18 protein-coding genes and 1 tRNA gene are annotated in these 22,883 nt (G+C 38.2%); 15 read left to right on the top strand and 4 right to left on the bottom strand.

What is annotated here, in order from left to right:
• Positions 1-248: 248 nt before the first annotated feature.
• The 12 genes from atpB to H7A25_01805 are packed head-to-tail and all read left to right on the top strand — an operon-like array spanning position 249 to position 13,889.
• Positions 249-1,250 (top strand): F0F1 ATP synthase subunit A, encoded by a 1,002-nt coding sequence (gene atpB, locus H7A25_01750; GenBank protein ID MCP5498600.1) that lies wholly within the window; start codon positions 249-251, stop codon positions 1,248-1,250.
• A gap of 40 nt (positions 1,251-1,290) precedes the next feature.
• Positions 1,291-1,605, top strand: a complete 315-nt coding sequence (gene atpE, locus H7A25_01755; GenBank protein MCP5498601.1) for an ATP synthase F0 subunit C — start codon at positions 1,291-1,293, stop codon at positions 1,603-1,605.
• 29 nt (positions 1,606-1,634) lie between these two features.
• Positions 1,635-2,147, top strand: a complete 513-nt coding sequence (locus H7A25_01760) for a F0F1 ATP synthase subunit B (GenBank protein MCP5498602.1) — start codon at positions 1,635-1,637, stop codon at positions 2,145-2,147.
• A 2-nt stretch (positions 2,148-2,149) separates the two neighbouring features.
• Positions 2,150-2,719: an ATP synthase F1 subunit delta gene (gene atpH / locus H7A25_01765; protein MCP5498603.1), complete on the top strand. Its 570-nt coding sequence runs from the start codon at positions 2,150-2,152 to the stop codon at positions 2,717-2,719.
• Positions 2,709-4,217, top strand: coding sequence for a F0F1 ATP synthase subunit alpha (locus tag H7A25_01770; protein ID MCP5498604.1), 1,509 nt, complete (start codon positions 2,709-2,711; stop codon positions 4,215-4,217). The genes atpH and H7A25_01770 overlap by 11 nt, the downstream gene beginning before the upstream one ends.
• Positions 4,218-4,235: 18 nt before the next feature.
• Entirely contained in the window at positions 4,236-5,102 is an 867-nt protein-coding gene (gene atpG / locus H7A25_01775; protein MCP5498605.1) for an ATP synthase F1 subunit gamma, read from the top strand.
• A 27-nt stretch (positions 5,103-5,129) separates the two neighbouring features.
• Positions 5,130-6,530 (top strand): F0F1 ATP synthase subunit beta, encoded by a 1,401-nt coding sequence (gene atpD, locus H7A25_01780; protein ID MCP5498606.1) that lies wholly within the window; start codon positions 5,130-5,132, stop codon positions 6,528-6,530.
• Positions 6,531-6,540: 10 nt separating this feature from the next.
• Positions 6,541-6,927, top strand: coding sequence for an ATP synthase F1 subunit epsilon (gene atpC / locus H7A25_01785; protein MCP5498607.1), 387 nt, complete (start codon positions 6,541-6,543; stop codon positions 6,925-6,927).
• Between the two features lie 60 nt (positions 6,928-6,987).
• A complete protein-coding gene (locus tag H7A25_01790; protein ID MCP5498608.1) occupies positions 6,988-7,269 on the top strand; it encodes an SLBB domain-containing protein in 282 nt (93 codons plus the stop codon).
• Positions 7,256-10,651, top strand: a complete 3,396-nt coding sequence (locus tag H7A25_01795) for a hypothetical protein (protein ID MCP5498609.1) — start codon at positions 7,256-7,258, stop codon at positions 10,649-10,651. Before H7A25_01790 ends, H7A25_01795 begins: the two co-directional genes overlap by 14 nt.
• Positions 10,644-12,470 carry a diguanylate cyclase gene (locus tag H7A25_01800; GenBank protein MCP5498610.1) on the top strand — a complete coding sequence of 609 codons (1,827 nt, stop codon included), beginning with the start codon at positions 10,644-10,646 and terminating at the stop codon, positions 12,468-12,470. The genes H7A25_01795 and H7A25_01800 overlap by 8 nt, the downstream gene beginning before the upstream one ends.
• 6 nt (positions 12,471-12,476) lie before the next feature.
• Entirely contained in the window at positions 12,477-13,889 is a 1,413-nt protein-coding gene (locus tag H7A25_01805; GenBank protein ID MCP5498611.1) for an MBOAT family protein, read from the top strand.
• On the opposite strand, the gene H7A25_01810 is transcribed toward H7A25_01805, so the two are convergent.
• Positions 13,886-16,051 carry a hypothetical protein gene (locus tag H7A25_01810; protein MCP5498612.1) on the bottom strand — a complete coding sequence of 722 codons (2,166 nt, stop codon included), beginning with the start codon at positions 16,049-16,051 and terminating at the stop codon, positions 13,886-13,888. The genes H7A25_01805 and H7A25_01810 overlap by 4 nt on opposite strands.
• A gap of 13 nt (positions 16,052-16,064) precedes the next feature.
• Complete coding sequence (locus H7A25_01815) at positions 16,065-18,134, bottom strand: hypothetical protein (protein ID MCP5498613.1); 2,070 nt, start codon at positions 18,132-18,134, stop codon at positions 16,065-16,067.
• A gap of 278 nt (positions 18,135-18,412) precedes the next feature.
• Here H7A25_01815 and H7A25_01820 point away from each other — a divergent pair, with 278 nt between their 5' ends.
• Positions 18,413-18,820 carry a PaaI family thioesterase gene (locus H7A25_01820; GenBank protein ID MCP5498614.1) on the top strand — a complete coding sequence of 136 codons (408 nt, stop codon included), beginning with the start codon at positions 18,413-18,415 and terminating at the stop codon, positions 18,818-18,820.
• An 11-nt stretch (positions 18,821-18,831) separates the two neighbouring features.
• Positions 18,832-18,915 (top strand) — tRNA-Leu (locus H7A25_01825).
• 6 nt (positions 18,916-18,921) lie between these two features.
• Here H7A25_01825 and H7A25_01830 read toward each other — a convergent pair.
• Together H7A25_01830 and H7A25_01835 are read right to left on the bottom strand one after the other, a co-directional pair.
• Positions 18,922-19,689 carry a hypothetical protein gene (locus H7A25_01830; protein ID MCP5498615.1) on the bottom strand — a complete coding sequence of 256 codons (768 nt, stop codon included), beginning with the start codon at positions 19,687-19,689 and terminating at the stop codon, positions 18,922-18,924.
• Between the two features lies 1 nt (position 19,690).
• Positions 19,691-21,049, bottom strand: a complete 1,359-nt coding sequence (locus H7A25_01835) for an N-acetylmuramoyl-L-alanine amidase (GenBank protein ID MCP5498616.1) — start codon at positions 21,047-21,049, stop codon at positions 19,691-19,693.
• Between the two features lie 157 nt (positions 21,050-21,206).
• On the opposite strand from H7A25_01835, the gene H7A25_01840 reads away from it, so the two are divergent.
• Complete coding sequence (locus tag H7A25_01840; protein MCP5498617.1) at positions 21,207-22,811, top strand: VWA domain-containing protein; 1,605 nt, start codon at positions 21,207-21,209, stop codon at positions 22,809-22,811.
• Positions 22,812-22,883: the final 72 nt, after the last annotated feature.

The following is a 22,883-nucleotide window of genomic DNA, read 5'->3' on the forward strand; positions in this document are numbered from 1 at the left end:
TTTAACCTTGGGTTTCTGATAGAAGGAGTTTTTCTTAGTCTAAAAGTTTTTTTTGCCCGTAAGAAAGCTTCCTGTATTTCCTGTCAGATGGTGATTCTGTTTTCCTCTCTGCTACTCAACCTGCTGGTGATATTTCTCATAATGGTACAGGGGGGGAGTTTGGGCTCGATACTGGGTTTTTTAGTTGCCTTTCACGAGATTCTTTTTTTATTAGTTTTTACAGCATTTTTTTTTAGGGACAAAGACCCTTGAACTCAAGAACAAAAATTTTAATCGCGATCGTATTTTCATTATTTTCTTTTTCAAGTGCGCTCTATGCCAGTGGCGGAGAAGATAAGCCTTTTAACTTATCTGAGGTAATCGACCACCACCTTCTGGATCATGCGAACTTTCCTTTTAACATAGGAGGAAAGATCGTGTATGAGGGTGAATCAGGTTTTGATAAAGGTAATCATGCAATTTTTGAGGACCATAATACGCATAAGAAGTTTCACTATGTGGGTGGTCTGGATATGCACATCACTAAGCGTGTTTCCATGATGTGGATTGTGGCATTCCTTATGATGCTTATTTTTATACCGGCCTCAAGGAAAATCGCAGCAAACCCCTACAGGGTGTCTTCTCGTTTTACCGGTATGGTCGAAGTGTTTGTGAACTATCTGCGTAAAGATGTGATAGATCCCAATATGCACGGACACGGAAAACCCTATTATAGCTATTTATTTACTCTTTTCTTTTTTATTCTATTTTCAAACCTTCTGGGTCTGGTTCCTCCTCTGGGAGAAATCCTTTCAGGTGGAAACCACCATTCCCTGCTTGCCATGGTCTGGAATGGTATGACAGTAACCGGTGACATTTCCGTAACGGCAGCTCTTGCATCTCTTACTTTCCTCCTGATTTTTGTAACCGGTTTTGCGTATCAAAAAGTATCTTATCTCTGGGGAGTGGTTCCTAATGGTGTTCCATTCCTTCTTTATCCCTTACTCTGGCCTCTGGAGTTTCTGGTTTCGCCGCTGGCAAAATGTTTTGCGCTTACCATTCGTCTTTTAGCAAACATGACAGCAGGGCACGTAGTGATCCTTGCCCTTTTAGGTTTTATTTTTCAATATATGAATTATGGAGTAGCTGCAATTTCTGTTTTAGGAGCAGTTGCTATTAACTTTTTAGAGTTACTGGTTGCCTTTTTACAGGCATATATTTTTACATTGCTTACTTCCCTATTTGTGGGTTCTGCAATGCACAGGCACTAATTTTTAGGAAATTATAACTTTCTAAGGTATAGGAGAAAACATGGAATTTGGTTTAGCTTACATTGGTGTTGGAATTGGAGCTGGTCTGGCAATTATTGGTGCTGCGCTTGGTATCGGTAGAATCGGTGGTTCTGCTGTTGAAGGTATGAGCAGGCAGCCTGAGGCTGCTGGTGCGATTCAGCTGGCTATGATCATCTCTGCCGCCCTGATAGAAGGTGCTGCGATGTTTGCTCTCGTTATTACTTTCAGTGCTGGTGGAGCTCTGAACAACGAACTTCCGAAAGCTATTGCTAACAAGGCTGCTCAAGTTCAACAGGCACCTGCCGGACAGACAGCACCTGCTGAAAAGAAGTAAGGCAAAACGAGAGAGATAGGTAAAGAAACTTGATATTAGCCGCAGGTGGATTATTACACGTTGATCCGGGGTTATTAGTTTGGACCGTACTCACCTTTCTAATTGTTGTTGGTATTCTCGGGCTTACCGCCTGGAAACCAATAGTTAAGGCTCTGGATGAAAGAGCGGAAAAGATCCATGGCGATATTGACAGGGCTGAAAAGCTCAAGAAAGAAGCTGAGGAAACACTATCTTCCTACCAGGCTAAATTAGAAAAGGCGAAAGAAGAAGCTATAGCGATTGTAAATGAAGCCAGTTCGGATGCTTCAAACCTCAAGAAGAAGATGTTAGATGAAGCCCAGGTAGAGATAAAATCTCTGAAAGAGCAGGCAACAAAAGACATCGAACTGTCCAAGATGAAAGCAATTGAAGAGCTGCAGACCAAGGTCGTAGACCTCTCTGTCGCTATAGCCGGGCAGATTTTGGAAAAGCAGCTTCGTGCCGAAGATCATGCTTCTTTTGTAAACGCAGAGCTTAAAAGGTTGAAAGACTCGAAACTGTAAAAATGGACAAAATACACGTAGCAAAAGTATACGCTTTAGCTCTTTTAGAAATAGCCAGTGAATCGAAAAAGCTGGCCGAGTACGAAGAAGAGCTGAAAACCCTGGAAGAGATCATTATAAAAAATCAGGATATATTCGCTTTCTTTTTATCCCCAAAAGTAAGTAAAAAGGATAAAACAGATATCGCCGAAAAGGTCCTTACATCCAAGGTTTCGGATCATATCCTGAATTTTTTGCTGATTTTGATTAAAAATGACAGAATTTTGTATTTAGAGCAAATAGTAAAAGAGTTCTATTATGCTCATGATAAGCTTCTGGGCAGAAAAAGGGTTTTTGTACACTCTGCTGCAGAGCTTAAACAGGATGTGCTAAAAGAAATTAAAACAACCCTGGATACCCAACTTTCATCTGAATGTATTGTGGAAACCAGGGTAAAGCCGGACCTCGTGGGCGGCTTTATTGTAAAATATGATGATATTGTAATTGACGGTTCGATGAAAAATCACCTCGAAAAGATTAAAAAAGGCCTACTGCTGAGTAAATTGCAAAACGGGACTATCTATGAAAATTAAAACGGACGAAATTACCTCGATACTTAAAAAAGAAATCGTTAACTATAAGCAGGACTTATCTATAGATGAGACCGGAACCGTAACGGAAATTGGGGATGGGATTGCCAGGATTTATGGTTTAAAAAATGTAATGGCTGGTGAGCTTATTGAGTTTGAAAATGGAGTCAAAGGACAGGCCTTTAACCTTGAAGAGAACTCTGTGGGTGTGGTTATTCTCGGTGAGTTTAAACATATCGAAGAAGGCTTCTCTGCCAAGAGGACCGGAAGGATTTTTGAGGTTCCGGTAGGTCCTGAGCTGCTCGGAAGAGTAGTAAATCCCCTCGGTGAACCTATTGATGGAAAAGGCCCGATAGCTTCTAAAAAAGCCAGGCCGGTAGAGATTGTTGCACCCGGTATTTCCAAACGTCAACCGGTGAATGAACCTCTTCAAACAGGTATCAAAGCGATTGACTCTATGATCCCGATTGGAAGGGGACAGAGAGAGTTAATCATCGGGGATAGGGGAACCGGTAAAACGACTATTGCACTTGATACAATTATTAACCAAAAAGAAACCGGTGTTATCTGCGTATATGTAGCTATCGGACAAAAAGCATCCACTATTGCGAGCGTAGTAAAGCGTCTGGAAGATGCAGGTGCCATGAAATATACTATCGTGGTTTCAGCCAGTGCTTCTGATCCGGCTCCCTTGCAGTATATTGCTCCTTACTCCGGATGCACTATGGCAGAGTATTTCATGTATGATGAAGGCAAAGCCACCCTGGTAGTTTATGATGACCTCTCCAAGCAGGCTGTAGCTTACAGGCAGATGAGTTTACTTCTCAGACGTCCTCCGGGTCGTGAAGCTTATCCTGGAGACGTATTCTACCTTCACTCAAGGCTTCTTGAAAGAGCTGCCAAACTGAGTGACAAGAATGGTGGAGGTTCTTTAACTGCTCTTCCGGTAATTGAAACCCAGGAAGGTGAGGTTTCTGCCTATATTCCAACAAACGTAATTTCCATCACAGACGGTCAGATTTATCTGCAAAGTAACCTTTTTGCTTCCGGCGTTCGTCCTGCGGTAGATGTGGGTATTTCCGTATCTCGAGTGGGTGGAGCTGCCCAGATCAAAGCTATGAAAAAAGTAGCCGGACCTCTGAAACTTAACCTGGCTCAGTTCCGAGAACTTGAAGCCTTCGCCCAGTTAGGAACTGAATTAGATGCAGCTACGCAATCTCAGTTAGATAGAGGTTATAGAATCGTAGAAGTTCTGAAACAGGCCCAGGGAAAACCCATTCCTGTAGAAGAGCAAGTGATTGCTATTTTTGCAGTAACCAGAGGACTTATGGACTCTATTGCAGTAGATAAAATCAGGGCTTTTGAAACTTATCTCATTGACCATATCAAAAGCCACCATCCCGAAAACATGAAAGAGATTCGTGATGAAAAAGTGATTAAAGATGAGAACCTCTTGGCTGACAGAATAAAAGAGGCAGTTGAAGCTTTCAAAAAGAAATAAGGGAATAGGACTTCTAAAGTGGCATCACCCAGAGAAATAAAAAAGAGAATCAATTCGGTTAAAAATACGAAGAAAATTACCCGTACTATGGAGATGGTTGCAACCGCCAAGTCCAAGAAAATGAGTGATAAGGTAAATGCTTCCAAGCCGTTTTCTGACAAAGTTAAGGAGATGGTAGGTTCACTTTCCTCTCTTTCCTCTCAGGTGCAGAGTCCACTTTTAAGAAAACCGGAGAAAATTCAAAAAGTTGCCCTCCTTGTAATCACTGCGAATCGCGGTCTTTGCGGAGGGTACAATTCGAATACTATCCGGATTGCCCGGAATAGACTGAAAGAATTTACTGAGAAAGGAATTACCTGTGATCTGTATGTAATCGGAAAAAAAGGTATTTCTTTCTTCAAATATATCAAACAGAACGTAGTTGAAAGTTATACAAATATAGATGATAACTCAGGTTATAAAGAAGCTGAATTCTTTGCAAAAAAGTTTATGAAGCTTTTTGCTGATGAATCGATTGATGCAGTAGAGATTGTATCTACAGTTTATCATTCCTCATCCAGCCAGACACCTGAATTAACAAAAATTCTTCCTCTTGAAAGCTCAGAAGGTAGTAGTGCTTCGGTTCAGGATAGCATAATCTATGAACCCGATCCTCAAAAAATTCTGGAGTCCCTGCTCCCGCTGGTAATCAAGACAGGTTTTTATAAGGCAATTATGGAAGCTGTTTGTTCCGAGCAAATTGCAAGAAGAATTGCAATGAAATCTGCTACAGATGCAGCTTCTGAAATGATTAAACTCCTCACCAGGGGATATAACAGGGTTCGCCAGGCAAAAATCACCCAGGAAATTTCCGAAATTGTGGGTGGAGCAGATTCTTTACAGTAAGATAGTATTATTTGGAGTAATCGATAGATGAACGTAGGAAAAATTAAGCAGGTAATTGGTTCGGTTTTGGACATTTCTTTTGAAGGGGCAGAACTCCCTGAGATTTATAACGCTCTTGAAATTGAAGTGCAAAAAGACGGCGGAGTAGAAAAGATAATTGCAGAAGTCCAACAGCACCTTGGTGATAATACCGTACGTGCGGTTGCACTTTCTTCTACTGATGGTATGGTCAGAGGGATGAAGGTTGTAGATACCGGCGCTGCTATTCAGGTTCCTGTAGGAGAACCAACCTTAGGAAGGATTTTTAACGTTCTCGGGAATACTGTGGATGAAATGGGTCCTGTTCAGGTCAAAGAAAGAAGGCCAATTCACAGTAACCCTCCTACTTATGAAGAACTCGAGCCCAAAACAGAGGTTTTCGAAACCGGAATTAAGGTTATCGACTTACTGGCTCCTTATATCAAAGGGGGAAAAACCGGTCTCTTTGGTGGTGCGGGAGTGGGAAAAACTGTTATCATCATGGAATTGATTAATAACATCGCCAAACAGCACGGAGGATACTCTGTATTTGCCGGAGTGGGCGAAAGAACGCGGGAAGGTAATGACCTCTGGTTAGAAATGAAAGAGTCAGGAGTTATTGACAAAACTGTTCTTTGTTACGGTCAGATGAACGAGCCTCCCGGTGCAAGGCTAAGGGTAGCTCTGAGTGCTCTAACTATGGCTGAATATTTCCGTGATAGTACCGGAAGTGATATTCTCCTTTTCGTAGATAATATCTTCCGTTTCTCTCAAGCAGGTTCTGAAGTATCCGCCCTTTTAGGTCGTATGCCGAGCGCTGTGGGATACCAGCCTACTCTTTCTACCGAAATGGGTGCTCTTCAGGAAAGGATTACATCTACAAAAAGAGGATCTATTACTTCCGTTCAGGCAATTTACGTTCCTGCTGACGACTTAACTGACCCTGCTCCGGCTACTGCTTTTACTCACCTTGATGCAACAACCGTACTCTCCAGGGCCATTTCTGAAAAAGGTATTTATCCTGCAGTTGACCCTCTGGATTCAACCTCTCGTGTGATGAGTCCGGATGTTCTGGGTGAAGAACACTATAGTGTAGCCAGGGAAGTACAGAGAGTTCTACAACGTTATAAAGACCTTCAGGATATTATTGCGATCCTCGGTATGGATGAACTTTCAGAGGATGATAAGCTTCTGGTAGCCCGTGCAAGAAAAATTGAGAAATTCTTATCTCAACCTTTCCATGTGGCCGAAGTCTTTACAGGTTTCCCCGGAAAATATGTAAAACTGGAAGATTCTGTTCGTTCTTTCAAAGAAGTGATTAATGGAAATTATGACCATCTTCCTGAACAAGCTTTCTATATGGTTGGTTCAATAGAAGAAGCAGTAGAAAAGGCTAAGAACCTGAAATAAGTAGACAACAATGGCACAGAATAGCTTAACAATACAGGTTATTTCTCCGGAGAGAGTTCTTTTCTCCGGAGAAGCGGATTATATAAAGCTTCCGGGTACAGAAGGTTCCTTTGGAGTTATGAAAAACCATGCTCCTATGCTCGCAAGTCTTGATGTAGGGATTCTTGAAGTAAAAAAAGGGAGTTCCGTGGTTAAGATGGTTATCGATGGGGGCTTTGTTGAAGTGAGAGCGAATCGAGTCAATGTTCTGGCTAATGGCGGAGCCAGCAAGGACAAAATTAGTAAAGAGGAAGCCCGCAAATTGCTGGAAAATGCCAGAAATATTGCAGATCTGGAAGAAAAAAACCTAGAAATAAGAAAAGCAAATACCAGAATTAAATTAATCGAAAGCCAGTAAGAAGCCGATATTTTCCCAGAGGGTAATCCGATTTTCGAAAAAGTTGTAAAATCCAGGCTTATGTACCTGCTGGTCTTTCTTATAACGGGTTTATTACTATACCTGTATCGACCCCTCATATACAAAATTTATCCCTCACAGCAAATCCACGTAAAAATTTCCGGGAACGTAAAGAATCCCGGAATTTATCTCCTGATTAAAGGGAGTTTATTGCATCATTTAGTTGACAAAGCTGGTGGATTGTTAGATGCTAATGATAAGTTGAACTATAATCCAGAAGCTACCTTAGTGGATGGCCAGGTAATATTTCTTGGCTCAGGTAAAATAAATGTCAGAAAATAAACATACAGACAAGCAATCCAAAATTTCAACTCGGGTGGAAGATATTGATTTTCTTTCCTCCCCGGATACTCTTGAAGAGATCTCTTTTGATGAATTAGACTTTGATCTGGAATTAGAAGATCTTGAACTTTTTGAAACGGAAGAAACTTCTTTTCATGAAGAGTTTGATGACTCTGAGGAAGCCTCATCTCAGGTAGAAGATACTGAGGAAGAACAGGAGCTGAGCGATGAAGATCACTCTCTCTTGAATGCTGATGGCCTGGAGCTAAACGAAGTTGATGATTCTGATATATCTCTTTCCGAAGAAGAATTAGGTAATATTTTAGACGGAGATAATTTTGAAGAATCACCCGAATCATTGGAGTTAACCGAGGATAATGAATTTGAAAGTGAACCGGATTCTGAACAGGACGATAGTTTCGAATACGAAGATGAATATTCTGAGTTTGATGATGAACCGGATGGACGTTCTGTTTTTGATACAGGTGAATTAGACCATATTGACGATGAAGACCTGTCCCTTTCAGATGATCTCGAAGAAGAAGGCTTTTCCCTTCTCGAAGACACTGAACCTGGAGACGATGAAGACGTTTCCCTTTCCGATGAAGAATTAGGAAATATTTTAGAAGATGTAGAAGAAGAACCCGACTTAGAGGACGAAGAGCTGGGTGCATCTGTTTTTGATGATCTGGAAGATGATGAACCAGAATCACTCTCAGATGAAGAAGTCGATGAAATTATCGGTGCCCATAGCATGGAAGAGATAACCGATCTTGAAAATCGTTCTGTTTTTGATGAGGAAGAGGATGATGAGGAAGAAGAACCCATATCCCTTTCTGAAGATGAACTGGGGGATATTCTGGAAGAGGATTCTTATGATGATACTGAAGAAGAAGAAATATCTCTTTCAGAAGACGAATTAGGTGGTATCCTCGAAAGTGCGGAGTTTGTTGAAGAAGATGATTTTGAAACCGAAACTGGTTTCTCAGATGAAGAATTAGGTAATATCTTAGAAAATGCGGATAGAGAAGAGGATGAATTCGATAGACTTTTAGAAGATGAGTCGAATACTTCCGAAGAAGAGAACATATCTCTGTCTGAAGACGAGCTGGGCAATATCTTAGAAAGTGGCGGGTTCGAAGAAGAAAGTCTGGATGGAATCGATGAGCCCGAATCTACTCTGAATGATGACATAGAGGAAGAAGAAAACATTTCTCTCTCTGAAGATGAACTGGGCAATATCTTAGAAAGTGGCGGGTTCGAAGAAGAAAGTCTGGATGGAATCGATGAGCCCGAATCTACTCTGAATGATGACATAGAGGAAGAAGAAAACATTTCTCTCTCTGAAGATGAACTGGGCAATATCTTAGAAAGTGGTAAGTTCGAAGAAGAAAGTCTGGATGGATTGGAAGAGCCCGAATCTGCCCTGAATGAAGATATAGAGGAAGAAGAGAACATTTCTCTGTCTGAAGACGAACTGGGCAACATCTTAGATAGTGGCGAGTTCGAAGAAGAAAGTCCGGATGGGATCGATGAACCTGAATTTCCCCTGACTGAAGACATAGAGGAAGAAGAGAACATTTCTCTGTCTGAAGACGAACTGGGCAACATCTTAGATAGTGGCGAGTTCGAAGAAGAAAGTCCGGATGGGATCGATGAACCTGAATTTCCCCTGACTGAAGATATAGAGGAAGAAGAGAACATTTCTCTGTCTGAAGACGAACTGGGTAATATCTTAGAAAGTGGTGAGTTTGAAGAAGAAAGTCTGGATGGAATCGATGAGCCCGAATCTGCCCTGAATGAGGACATAGAGGAAGAAGAAAACATTTCTCTCTCTGAAGATGAACTGGGTAATATCTTAGAAAGTGGTGAGTTCGAAGAAGAAAGTCTGGATGGAATCAATGAGCCCGAATCTGCCCTGAATGAGGACATAGAGGAAGAAGATAACATTTCTCTCTCTGAAGACGAACTGGGCAATATCTTAGAAAGTGGCGAGTTCGAAGAAGAAAGTCTGGATGGAATCGATGAGCCCGAATCTGCCCTGAATGAGGACATAGAGGAAGAAGAAAACATTTCTCTCTCTGAAGATGAACTGGGTAATATCTTAGAAAGTGGTGAGTTCGAAGAAATTGATACTCTCGGTGTTGTAACCGATATTGATACCTCTTCATTTGAAGAAGAAAAGCATCTGGATCCGGGTGAAGAAAGTCTGGAATCACAGGAATCCGTGTATCAAGCTGAAGAGTCGGAAGACATAGAAGAAGAAGAAAACATATCTCTGTCTGAAGATGAACTGGGCAATATTTTAGATAGTGGCGAGTTCGAAGAAGAAAGTCCGGATGGAATCGATGAGCCCGAATCTGCCCTGAATGAGGACATAGAGGAAGAAGAAAACATTTCTCTCTCTGAAGATGAACTGGGTAACATCTTAGAAAGTGGTGAGTTCGAAGAAATTGATACTCTCGGTGTTGTAACCGATATTGATACCTCTTCATTTGAAGAAGAAAAGCATCTGGATCCGGGTGAAGAAAGTCTGGAATCACAGGAATCCGTGTATCAAGCTGAAGAGTCGGAAGACATAGAAGAAGAAAACATATCTCTGTCTGAAGATGAACTGGGCAATATTTTAGATAGTGGCGAGTTCGAAGAAGAAAGTCCGGATGGAATCGATGAGCCTGAATCTTCCCTGACTGAAGATATAGAGGAAGAAGAGAACATTTCTCTGTCTGAAGACGAACTGGGCAACATCTTAGATAGTGGCGAGTTCGAAGAAGAAAGTCCGGATGGGATCGATGAACCTGAATTTCCCCTGACTGAAGACATAGAGGAAGAAGAGAACATTTCTCTGTCTGAAGACGAACTGGGCAACATCTTAGATAGTGGCGAGTTCGAAGAAGAAAGTCCGGATGGGATCGATGAACCTGAATTTCCCCTGACTGAAGATATAGAGGAAGAAGAGAACATTTCTCTGTCTGAAGACGAACTGGGTAATATCTTAGAAAGTGGTGAGTTTGAAGAAGAAAAGCTCAGTCCTGAAGAAGAAGCTATTCTGGCTAAAGATGAAAAGGAACCGGTATCATTCGAAGATCTGGCTCCAATTTTATCAGAAGGGGAAGAAGAGGAAGAATCCCTACTTCCGACTACAGCAGCTATTGCAGGAGTCGCTGCAGCCGGTGCATTAGTTGAGTCTGAGGATTCTAATAAAACTACTGATAAAAATTCTCTTGTTTTTGGGGTTAACAAAATAGAAGCTAAAGAGTTAATGGAACAACTTGATGAACTTCTGGCAAATTTACCCGATGCCCTAATTTTAGAGTTTAGTAAATCAAAACATTTTGAAACCTACAAAAAGCTTTTAGAGGGACTGAAGGAAAATGGCTAGTCTCCTACAGAAAGCAGAAAAATTTATACAACTTCATATTGAAGAAGCGCCGGAGGCGTTTTCTAAAAAAAAAAGAACACTCTATGAAAGATTAGAAGAGATTCAAGCCAGGTTCTACGAAAAAGAATATGCAAAACCTGTACAATTTGATGAGGAAACATTTGAGCTACCCATTCCAGGAGAAGAACCTAATTTACAAAATGAAAAAGATCCCTTTGACGATTGGGAAAAAGAGGCCCTTGAAGAACAGGGGTTTGAAGAAAAGAAAAGTGAACTAAGTACAAGGGAAATATCCTCTCCGGATTCCGAGGAAAAATTTGTTTCTACATCCCACCCACAGGATAATGAATTAGAAGAAGATAAGCAAAGGCAAATTGAAGAGTATTTGGCTTTAATTGAAATTTCAAAAGAAATAATCAAATCCGGTTCTTTTGAGGAATATTTCGAAAACATAATGTATGGAATTCTTGGTCAATATGGGGTTGATAGTTTTATGCTCTTCTCAAATCTAAATTTAGAAGAAGATTATCAGCTTATCAAACAGGATGGTCTCGAAGAAGAGATCTCATTCAAGTTAAAATACCAGGGAAAACTAAAACACTTACTTACAGAGCAAAAAGGTATTATTGAATTTCAAACTTTATCTTCCTCTTCTATTGACGAATCTGAATTTTCCTTCATGAAAGAAACGAATACCAGGATCATTATACCTCTCTTTTCGAATGAAAAGCTTTTTTGTATAATCTTGATGGGAGAAATGATTAGCGGAGATGATTATACTGGCTCCGACTTTGAAATAATAGAGATTTTTTGTGAGTTTGCCGGTAACTTCTTCAATAACGTTTCTGAATATGAACAAAAAAATAAGACTCTCGAAAATCTTACAGACCTGGCACGTTCGAGTCTTGAAACATTTACCCTGACAGATAAGTTTACTTTTTGTAACAAATTAGAAGATGCTTATGATATTATATCAGGTTATTTAAGCTCTGTTCTTGAAATTAAACGCCTTACTATCATTTTAAATACCGGTAACTTTGAAACCTCTTATAAGATTGTATACACAAATCAATTCCAGGAGAAGACTTCTGAGAAGTTTATTTTAGATTCTTCAGATTCCGAGTTTCTGGAAAAATTACAGAAAGGAATTGATTTATATGAATTTTCCATTTCAGAACAGGATGAATTCGTTGCCCAGATTCCTGATGATGAAATTTCCCATGTAAAAGATTTTAAAGTATTTCCTCTCATAAATTCAGGTTGGCTTTTGGGCTTCATTGCCCTGCATGATCTGGGTGAAAATTGGAGCAGTTTGAAGAAAGATAAAATCTTACATCTTTCCGGGGTTATAGCAGCCACACTTGCAAGTTTGATACTACAACAAGAAAAATCTGAATACATGTCTAACCCATTTGGTTTAATTGAAGGCTTTATTGATAAACAGATAAAAATAGCTTCAGTTCGAAGTACTCAATTTAGTCTATTAGTTGTTAAAATACAAAACTCAGGTCGTATCATTAATCTTTTGGGAATGGATTTTTACAACGAATACAACCGGAAGTTATGGGAAATCATACATTCCAATATTGGCAGTAAAGATATTTTAGTTCGTATTGGTATAGGAAAATATGCGACAATTCTCAGTGACACTGGTAAAAAAGATGCAGAAATGTTTATTAATCGGATTAAAACAGGTGCCTTATCTATAGATAATGCTCGTAGCAAAGGTTTTAATATTTCAATTCAAATATATCTGCTTATATACCCCGAACAAACAACCGATAAGAGAAAATTCCTTGAAATGTTAGAAGAAACTTAAGCCTGAATGTTATTTCAGACACTCGAATTTTTTAGTTTTTTCATTATCTTCTTTTTCTTATATAACTTCTCTTCTTTACGTATTCAAAATGTTCTATTATTATTGGCTGGTTGTTTTTTTTATTCAACCTGGAGTTTAAAAACTTTACCTATCTTATTATTTAGTATATTCTTTAATTTCTATGGAGCTGTCTATTTAAGAAGTTTAGAAAGAACTACTTATAAAAAACACCTGTTAACATTTTTAATATTTCTAAACCTGTTCTTTCTTATTCTGTTTAAATATTTTATTTTTTTTTCTATTATTGTAAAAGATATAATTCATATATTTGAACCCGGTATAAACCTACCCTTAAGTTTGCAGCTATTATTACCTGTGGGAATATCTTTTTATACCTTTCATAATATTAGCTATCTCGTAGATGTTTATCATGAAAAAATTCCTCTATGTAAAAATCTCTTACATTACAGTATTTATGAAATCTTTTTTCCTCTTCTTTTAGCCGGTCCCATCGAAAGAGCTGAAAAATTAATACCTCAGATTGAAAATAAAAGAATAGTAGATAGAGATAAGCTCGTTTCCGGTTTTTTACTAATTTCCGAAGGGATTTTCAAAAAAGCTTTCGTGGCAGACAATCTGGCTTTACTGGTCGATTCCTGTTTATCTGTACCCGAAGAATACTCTTTAAAACTTTACATTCTTGTTTCTACTATATTTGCCATTCAGCTTTATGCTGACTTTAGTGCCTATACAGATCTGGCAAGAGGCCTTGCCCGCCTTTTAGGTTTTGAATTGTCCAGTAATTTTAATGTCCCTTATATTTCTTCTAATCCTTCTGAATTTTGGAGAAGGTGGCATATTAGCCTTTCTACATGGTTAAGGGATTATATATATATTCCTCTCGGTGGTAATCGGATTGGCCTACTCCGACAGAATATAAATTTGATGATCGTTTGGATGTTAGGAGGACTATGGCACGGAGGTACTTACGGTTATCTGCTCTGGGGAATATCTTGCGGCGTACAGGTGGTAGCTTATAACTCAATAAAAACTGTTATATATAATTTTACTAATGTATATTTAAAATTGGTTTTAAAATTTTTAGGGGTACTTACAACATTCTATCTATTTGCTTTTGGAATATTACTATTTCGTGTAGATTCTCTATCCCATTATGTAAACTTTTTTAGAATTCAGGGGGGATTTGATTACACTATAGACTTATACTTAAAATTATTACTATATTCTTTTCCTATCTTTGTGTTTGATATATTGCGAATTTATAATAAATCGGAAGAACTTTACTATAAATCAAAGATGAATCCTATTATAATTATATTACTATATATTCTTTTTTCAATTTTGTATATGCTACTGGCTTCGTTTGATAAGAAGGATTTTTTCTATTTCCGGTTTTAGCCGTTGTAATTTCGAAAACGAATCCTATTTTCTTCTATCCGGAAATTTAAATTTTCCAGTAATTTGTTCCATAATAAAGAATCCGGATTCCGGGAAAGTTCACGCTTTATAAGTAAGCCGGCTTCTAAGAGATCTGAATTTTGAAGGAAGATTTTTGCTTTTTCTATTTTTAAGTTATCTAATTCTTCGTTTTTTTTATCTTGTTCAAGGATGAGTAGAAGTGTATCTATTATTGAAATAGCTTCTTTATATTTTTGTTGAGATAAATAAAGCGGATAAAGTCGTTTTAATATAGAAAGTTTATATTCAGGTTTATTAATTAAGCGATTCATCAGGTTCATATGAGATTCTTCCGGTGAAATATGGATTAAAGAATCATAAGCCAGTTTATAAAAAGATGGATCCTTGTCAAAAAAGAGCAGGCAGAGTCCGGCTAATTCGGTAGCTTGATTATAGTATTCATGCTCATAATAATATTCAAGGTATATTTTATAAGAATTATAGAAAATATTCTGATACTCTTTTGCTTTTTCACGAAAAGAACTGGAACTGTATGTATAGATATTTGTAAGTGCTTCTGAAATTTTAGCAGGTTCCGAAATTATATTTATTCTCGATTCTATATAATCAATTTCTTTATTTTTTAGCCGTAAGGCATCCAGGTTCGTTGGCTTTAAGGCTTGATAACCCTTTTCGGAATAATAAATTCGAAAGAGAGGATATTCCAGGTAACGTAAATTTAAGTTTGTTTTGATAACAGGATCTTTTTTCTCCTGAAATATAAGAAAAGGAAAACCGAATTTATCAAGCTGCTTTACATAAGTGAGTACCTGCTTTTCTTTCTTTTTTAAACCCAGAACAATAGTCTTATTTTGAATAGCATTTTTCTTTGGTAATTTTTTTACTTTGGGAAAGGGTAAGGAAGTATTGTAATATACAAAGTCTTTTTCATTAAACTGAATCCCTGTAAAAAGAAAAGGTACAGGAGAAATTTCTTCTTTTTCCGTAAAATCTATATCATGTATGATAGGTAATGGAGTAAAAGAGTAAAAAACAAGAGCAAGGGTAGAACTAAGTGCTAAGATTCGATAATATGGCTTAATAAGTTTTTGTAATAAAATAGGTAATAATATTAAAGCCACAAATATGAATAATAAAATATATCGAATTTCATAGTATTGATTACTATAAAAAGCTGATATAAAAAGTGCGAAACCATTCATAATCGATAAACCGAGCTTATAATAATTGATTCTGTAAGGTGAATAAATGGCGATTAAAGCTGTATCCATAAAGAACAGAAAAGGCAGATAGGTTTCCTGAGTCGCCTGTTTCAAAGATAGGACAACATTTGTAAATAATAGAGTGAGTCCAAGATAGTATTTTAGGCGAATCTTTCCTTTTAAATACCCATAGGAATATATAATATTGCAGATAAGCAGACCTATAGAAAAACCCATTAAAGAATTTAATAACTCACTTTCTGTATTTACATAAAAGGAAATCGAATGCAGAACAAATAAAGCAATTCCTGAAAAGAAAAATATGGTTGTTAAAGGATGCTTATTTTGTTCGTGCTTCAGAAAGGAGATAGATTTAAAACGTGATAGAAAAGAGATAAGTGCTATTTCAATGGCAAGGAGAATTAAGAAATTATTAATATACTCTTCCGGTTTCAGGCTTATAATATTTTCATTGAATGTATGAAAGCTTAGAAAGCTGAGTATTCCCAGTAAAAATCCCCAGAGTCTGAAATTTCGTAAAACCGCCGTAAAAATTCCAAAGGCAAAAGAGATGATAGCTACAAAAAAATAAAAAAAGTTTGTATAAAAAATATAATCTACCTGTATGCTACTGGAAGAAAAATACTTCAAAGTTAATATAAGCAAACATAGTAGCAGAATGGTTGTAAGCTCTGTATATATAATGAATTTATGATGATGTTTTACAAATTTCTTAACTCCAAAGCCAATTAGAAAGAAGAATAGGATGGATAATTTAAAGCTTAAAAAATAAATATCTTCCGTTTCAATCGCCTTAATTTCAGTATAGGCCTGACGTAAAAGCATAATCCCTATAAAACCAAGGGAAAAACAGAGAAGGACATTCGGAATAATCAACCAGGTAATAGCATTGAGTTTTTGGTTTTGATTTTTAAGCATTTTATTGAATACTTTAATTACCCTTTGCCATGATAAATTTTTCCAGGAATTCAGTGATATCTTTGATATTTCGGTTTATCATGCTTTTTAATTCAGGAGGAATATTCTGAGATTTTATTACCCTGTAATAATTTAATGCATTTTTTAGCATTTTTCTGCGAGCAAATTCCTGTGCTTTTGTTAGCATAGGCTTATATTTATAATAGGAATATTCCATTATACTGTAATTCTTAGAAAGTCTGAATGAATGAGGTATTTTAGTAAAATCATAGGTTAAGGTTAAGAAAGGTGCATCGTCTTCTTCCGGAGGTTTTAATTCTAATACACCATGAATGGTTCTTTCCGGTTCAGGCGGGGCCTCGGCTTCCGTAACTTCTCCCTCTTCTCCTTCCGGTTCATATTCATCGGCATAGGGGCTTTCGGTCAAACTGCCGCCCATGAATTCCACTTCGGGCCCCTCTGTTTCTTCAATTTTTGTAGAATCGTCTATTTCTTCTTTTCCATCTTCTCCTATCTTTCTAAAGATATCTTCCGGGTCCGGAAGAGAGATAGTTTTAAAACCGCTCATCAAGGAGGAAAATTCGTAATCGTCTGCATTTATAGGATCCGGTAGTCCTATTTTAATTAGGCCCTTTTCAATATCAATATCTTTGATATACTCTTCATTAGCCGCACCTGCTTTTCCGGAAGGAGGAGCACCCGTATAGGGAACTCCTTCATGCCTGGAATTGGAATCCAGACCGGCAAATGGATAGTATGGCGGGTAAGTAGGTACAGAGGAGGACTCAGCCTCAGGTTTTTCAGTCTCTCCAGTATCCTGTGGTTCTGTAGTAGGAGGAGCTGCACTACCGGGAAGGCTGTAAGAATAAGGGCTAATCAATCCGGAAGGAAAGAGATCCTGAACCGTTCTGGGTTCAAAAATATCCTGAGGAACTTCTTCCGGAGCATTTGTCTTTTTTTGCTGAACCCATTCATTTAAATATTCATCTCGTTTTTTGAATAGATCTACTTTTCTCCTGTCTTCACCACTTCTACGATTTTGAATACCGGGAGGTAGTACACTCGGGTAGCTTCGCCTTTCTTTACCGGAACGCCTATCTTTTAAAGGAAGATTCCGAAAAGATTCAAAGTCCCTTGAGAAATACAGGCTGCTTAAAAGCTCATTAATGGGGTTATAAACATTATAATTCTCAGGAAGATTTTTATTCCTTGCCAGCTCCTGTCGGTAGGTTTCCGGGATGGAGGAAGGAGAGGAAGTTTCCTCCCGAATATCTTGAGACTGTGAAGGGGACTGCGAGTCCAGTATTCTTTCCGACCCGGAATCCATAGGGGATTTTAGTTCACTTTCCTGGTAAGCCTGTTGTGTACGAGCACTATTTGAATCTGCTGCCGGGCCAGAAGCCGAAGAGTCTCTGGTTTCCGAATGGCCTGTCTGTAAAGAATCAACCGGTTCAAATGTATTATGACTTTCTTTAACTCCTTCTATACTGAGAGAATCAAGGTTTTTAATGGAAGCTGTATCTATATGAGCTTCTTTTCCACCTTCACCTTCTCGAATAGGAGACATTCGATTTGCATCATCAGAAGTGTTAAATTCATAAAGGAAGGGGGAATTTAAACCAGATTCTACATCACGTTCCGGTAAAGAACGATCTTTAGGTCTTTCCTTATATTCGGTTTTATCCCTGATTTCTTCCTTCTCCCTATTTTCTGCTCCGGGAAATGTAGAAGGAAAAGATAAGGAACTGGCCAGTTTTTCAGCTAACTCTTTCAATTTTTGCTGAACATCAAAACTCTCTTTTCTCTTGTGAGTACTTGAGCTGGCACTAATACCTTCAATACCGCTGGTAGCATTTGAGTCCGAGATAAGTCTCTGGATATCTTCAAGATTTTTAGCTATTTTGGCACGTATATCCGGGTCGTGAATCCTCTGCTGGGTTCTTGTATAGACTTCTATAGCACTTTTATAATGCTGCTTTGCAAATAGGGATTCTGCATTTAAAAGGGCTCTTTTGTGAAAAGAGAAGCGTTTCGAACCTTCTAAAATTTGTTCTGCGTTATATGTTAAGCCGGATTCCGTCACGTGTTTCTCTTATTATTTGGGAGTATAGGGAAATTTCCAGTACTTTATTATCGAGAATTTTAAGGAATTAGTCTATATAGAATAAGGAAAAAATCGGTTTTAAGGATTAAAAAGCCAGTAAGCCCTCATTTTTTCCGGAGATCGAAGCGAAGCACTGGTGATTTTTCCGTAACCCCGATTTTTTTGAAGGTATGCAAAAGCCAATATAAATTTACTACTTATAATTCAAGCATAAAAAGTTCTTGACAAGAATGATTTTTTCTGAACTTATTCAACCTATGAAAACGGCTACCAAGAAGAAAAATCTGAGTTTTGGCTCAAGTCCTGATAATCCTGATGGTCTACAATTAAGAATAACTTTCGATGAAGATACAAAAACCGCTTATGGTGATTATACCTGTCCTGTTAAATTTCAGGGCCAACCGGACACGGTTCATCCCGGAATTATTGCGACTATTCTGGATGAGATCATGGTGAAAATTAATGAAGCTATGAACTTTGACACTCTTACTGGTGAATTGACAATTCGCTACCTCCAACCTGCCCATGTTAATGAGCCTCTTCACCTCAGGGGATGGTTTGTAAAAAAGAATAAAAAAGTGATTGAAAATAGAGCCGAGATAGAAAATGAGATAGGTAAGATAGTTGCCAGAGGAAAAGGTAAATACATGGAATCCGGTGACTGAGAAATGATTAAGCCGACGTGGTGAAACAGGTAGACGCAGTGGATTCAAAATCCACCGGGGGCAACTCCGTGCCGGTTCGATTCCGGCCGTCGGTATATTTCTTATTTTGCTCGATTCATCTCTTCTATTCTTAAAGAATTTTCATAAAAATCTTTTTCTATAATATCAATTCCCCTGATAATCAAAGTTATTTCCTGATCGGTAAGCTCATCGAATAACTCACGCCCTTTTTTCATTATATCCAGGCCCATTTCTATGCCTTTTACTTCCGAGGGATTATAAACTTTTGGATTCTCTTTCATCTTTTCAATCACATGATCATTGATAAGAATGATTTTCTTGAGTAATTCTCGGTTTGCGAGAGTTTTGAATAGGTTAATAATATCATGCCGGAACTCAGTAGCTTCTTCGTAAGGAATCTTGGCTATCAGGGAGTTAAAATGGTCTTCCTGGCTGATGTCGATTTTTTTCTGTATTAAAGGTTTGGCGTAAGAATACAGGGTATTTTCAAATTTATGGGCAGTCAGGTAGGAAGATAAGGCTGCAATTCCGGCTTTGATACCGGCAAAGAGGTGTTTTCCAAATTTTACGACAGCATACCCCATGTTGCCGATTACGCCCAGAAATTTACGAGGAGACTTAACAAAACCGGCCAGGGAAGTAAAAGCATTGTCCAATTCCAGTCTAATTTCGTATTCCGGATAGAGTAATTCTAAGAAATAGCGAATGAGTTTATCTACCGTAGCTCTGGGTAAACCGGAAAATTCCGGGTAACGAGCAAGATTCTCTACGGAATAACGCCTAACAAGGGATTTCCTGTAAGCATCGATTAAAATTGCAAATTCGGGTTCGTCTAAATGGCTTTCCATTCTAATTCTCTGAGCTTTTTGTCACTACTTTAAAATAACTTTCGCCACTGTCAGTAATATACTTGCTGAAGTCGATTTTTTTTCCTTTTGGAGCATAAAGAATGTCGGGGTTTTTTACTTCCAGGCCCTGAAAAAGAGAATATATTCCTACAGCAATACTTATCGCCATTTTTCTTCTTTTTACCTGGACAAAGTACATGTCTTTATCGCTGGAAATATTTCCCAATTCTAAATAAGCACTGATTCCATTAATAAACGTCGGAAGGCTGTAGGTAGAGATAAAGGGAGGAAGAATTTTATCGGGAGATTCAAAACTGGGGTGGGGATTTTGTTGGACTTCGGTTCTAAAGCCGTATTGAATAAAACGGAGCAGTTCCATACCGGCATAATGGTTGTCTCCACCAAATCCTTCCGGTCCATCTTCTCTTCTCATCAGCTCCAGATCGCTTTTTTCTCTTTCCCAGAAAGGTCCTGTGGCTTCAAAATCCTCGTGCTTGATGGCATAAGGTCCCGGAGTATTAATTCGGTTTGTCCAGCCCGGTGAATCTCTATAGGCCCAGGAGATCATGTTTTGGCGAAAACCTTCAAATCGCTTTAAATCTGCTTTTGTACCGGATTTATCAGACCAGTAACCGTGAAAATATATCCAGGCATCAGCCATGGCATTTTCGATGGTATTCCAGCCTGCCTGGAAGCGCATCCAGTTCTTCCACTTTGTATTGTAGAAAGTTTTTACACTTTCTTCTCCGGAAGAAACTTTTCGAAGTAGCTCAAAGGTACGATAAGAGGGGCTTAAAACGACTCCCATTCCCTGAAAATAGCCTCCGATTGAGTTGATATGCAAAGAAACCACCAGCTCGGGTTTTTCTTCATTGATTTTGGAAATTCTACCTTTCTGAAGAATACCGGTTTTAAAATCCGGGTAATCATACATACGATAAGGAGCATTTTTATCATCTTTCTCTCGGAAATTTCTATCAGTAAAATTATCTGAGCGACTTAAGGTGGAGTGAAGAATGATCCAGGGAGCATCAGAACGGGAAAAAAGCTTAATATAGGATTTGAATTTCCTGAACCCTCTTTTGGTGCGAGTCAAATCAAGGATATACTGCACTTCCCTTGCCAGATCCATAACGATTTCCATTTCTGTTCTATCGTGAAATTGAGCCCCGCTTTTATAGTTTTCGAGGTATTTACCGGTCACGATATCGTATTTATCTCCGTACATTTCATAGGGGATTTGCTTACTTCCTCCATGTCCCGGATCGATTACAATTTTATATTGCTTAATCGGAGCGGAAAATACAGTGAAGGATAAAAAAAGAAGTAATAAATATGCAATGTGGCATAAACTCTTCATGGGAATCAAGGCTAAGAAAAGCTCATTTCTTAGCAAGAAAAGAAAGCTGGAAGTGTTCCTTTCTCGTAGGTGAATCGGTAGCTTATAAAATATTTATTTTGATAGTAAAATTCAAAAAAAAATCTTCTTTTCTACTCTATTATCTTGAGGAATAAATATGAATAATAAAAGTATCACCCTAATTTTTCTTTTCTTTGCTATTTTATATTGTGGTAGAAGTGGACAGGTTTATGAACTCAAAAGTTCGAGTTATGAACAGGAAGACTACTATGATTACTCATCGGGTGCAAGTGGTATATCTGATGGTGAATCACCTAAAATAGCAAGGTTTAAGGAAAAAGAGAAACGGGTTTTTAATACAGAGGAATACGACTCCGTAGAGGAAAATGGAATTTTAAGTGTTGCTAATAAGCCATTATCCACATTTTCTATAGATGTAGATACTGCTTCCTACAGTAATATGAGACGTTATCTCAATTACGGAAACAGGCCACCTCTGGGTGCTATTCGTACTGAAGAGCTGGTAAATTATTTTAACTATGATTACGCACCTCCCGGCGGTAGTGAAGCGTTTTTGGTTCATACTGAAATGGCAAAGACTCCCTGGAACCCGGAGCACTTACTTCTGCAGATCGGTATAAAAGGTCGAGGCATTGATAAAGAACGAGCACCTTTGAATCTTGTTTTTCTATTAGATGTTTCCGGTTCTATGGATAGTCCCAATAAACTTCCACTTCTTAAAAAAGCATTTAGCTTGCTTTCGGAAGGACTCACACAAAATGACAGGGTTTCTATCGTTGTTTATGCTGGAGCGAGCGGGATGGTTCTTAAACCCACACCCGGTAGTGAAAAAGATAAGATCCTGGATGCACTTGAAAAGTTAAGCGCAGGTGGAAGTACCAATGGTGGTGCCGGAATTGAACTTGCCTACAGTCTTGCTGAAAAGAATTTTATAAAAAATGGAGTTAACCGTGTGATTCTTGCTACGGATGGTGACTTCAATGTGGGGCCTAGTTCCCAGAGTGATCTTGTTAATTTGATCCAGAAAAAAGCAAAGTCAGGTGTATTTTTAACCGTTCTTGGTTTTGGAATGGGAAATTATAAAGACTCAAGTATGGAAAAACTTGCAGATAAGGGAAATGGAAATTATGCCTATATTGATACATTGAATGAAGCAAAAAAAGTTTTGGTGCGTGAGATGAATGGCACTTTATTTACTATTGCTAAAGATGTTAAAATCCAGGTGGAATTTAATCCGAATCTGATTAAGGCTTATAGACTTATAGGTTATGAAAACAGGAAGCTTGCTGACAAAGATTTTGCTGATGATAAAAAGGATGCCGGTGATATTGGTGCCGAGCATTCTGTTACAGCTCTTTATGAATTAATTCCGGTAAATAGCAATACAAAGATTCCTGATAAAATTCCTTTAAAATACCAGAAAAAAGCAAATCCGGGAAACAACCAATCAGAAGCAGTGACTGTTAAACTGCGGTATAAAAAGCCTGATGCGAAGAAGAGTGAACTCTTAATATACCCGGTAAAATATGAAGAAAGAAGTCTTGAAAACAGTTCACAAAATATGCGTTTTGCAACTGCAGTCGCAAGTTTTTCTCTTCTACTCAGGGAATCAAAATATATCGGTGATATGAATTTTGATAAAGTTTACAATCTTGCTAAAGCAGCAAAAGGTCAGGATAGATATGGGTATAGAGAAGAGTTTTTAGGACTTGTAAAAAAGGCAAAAGAAATATATAAATGAGATAGAATTTCCCCGTTTTTTCCCGGCCGGATGCGGTTGCTGAGCAAGCAAAGCGCGCCGAAGCACAGTGTC

It is taken from the genome of Leptospiraceae bacterium, from assembly GCA_024233835.1.
In the GTDB taxonomy this organism is placed as follows: Bacteria; Spirochaetota; Leptospiria; order Leptospirales; family Leptospiraceae; genus JACKPC01.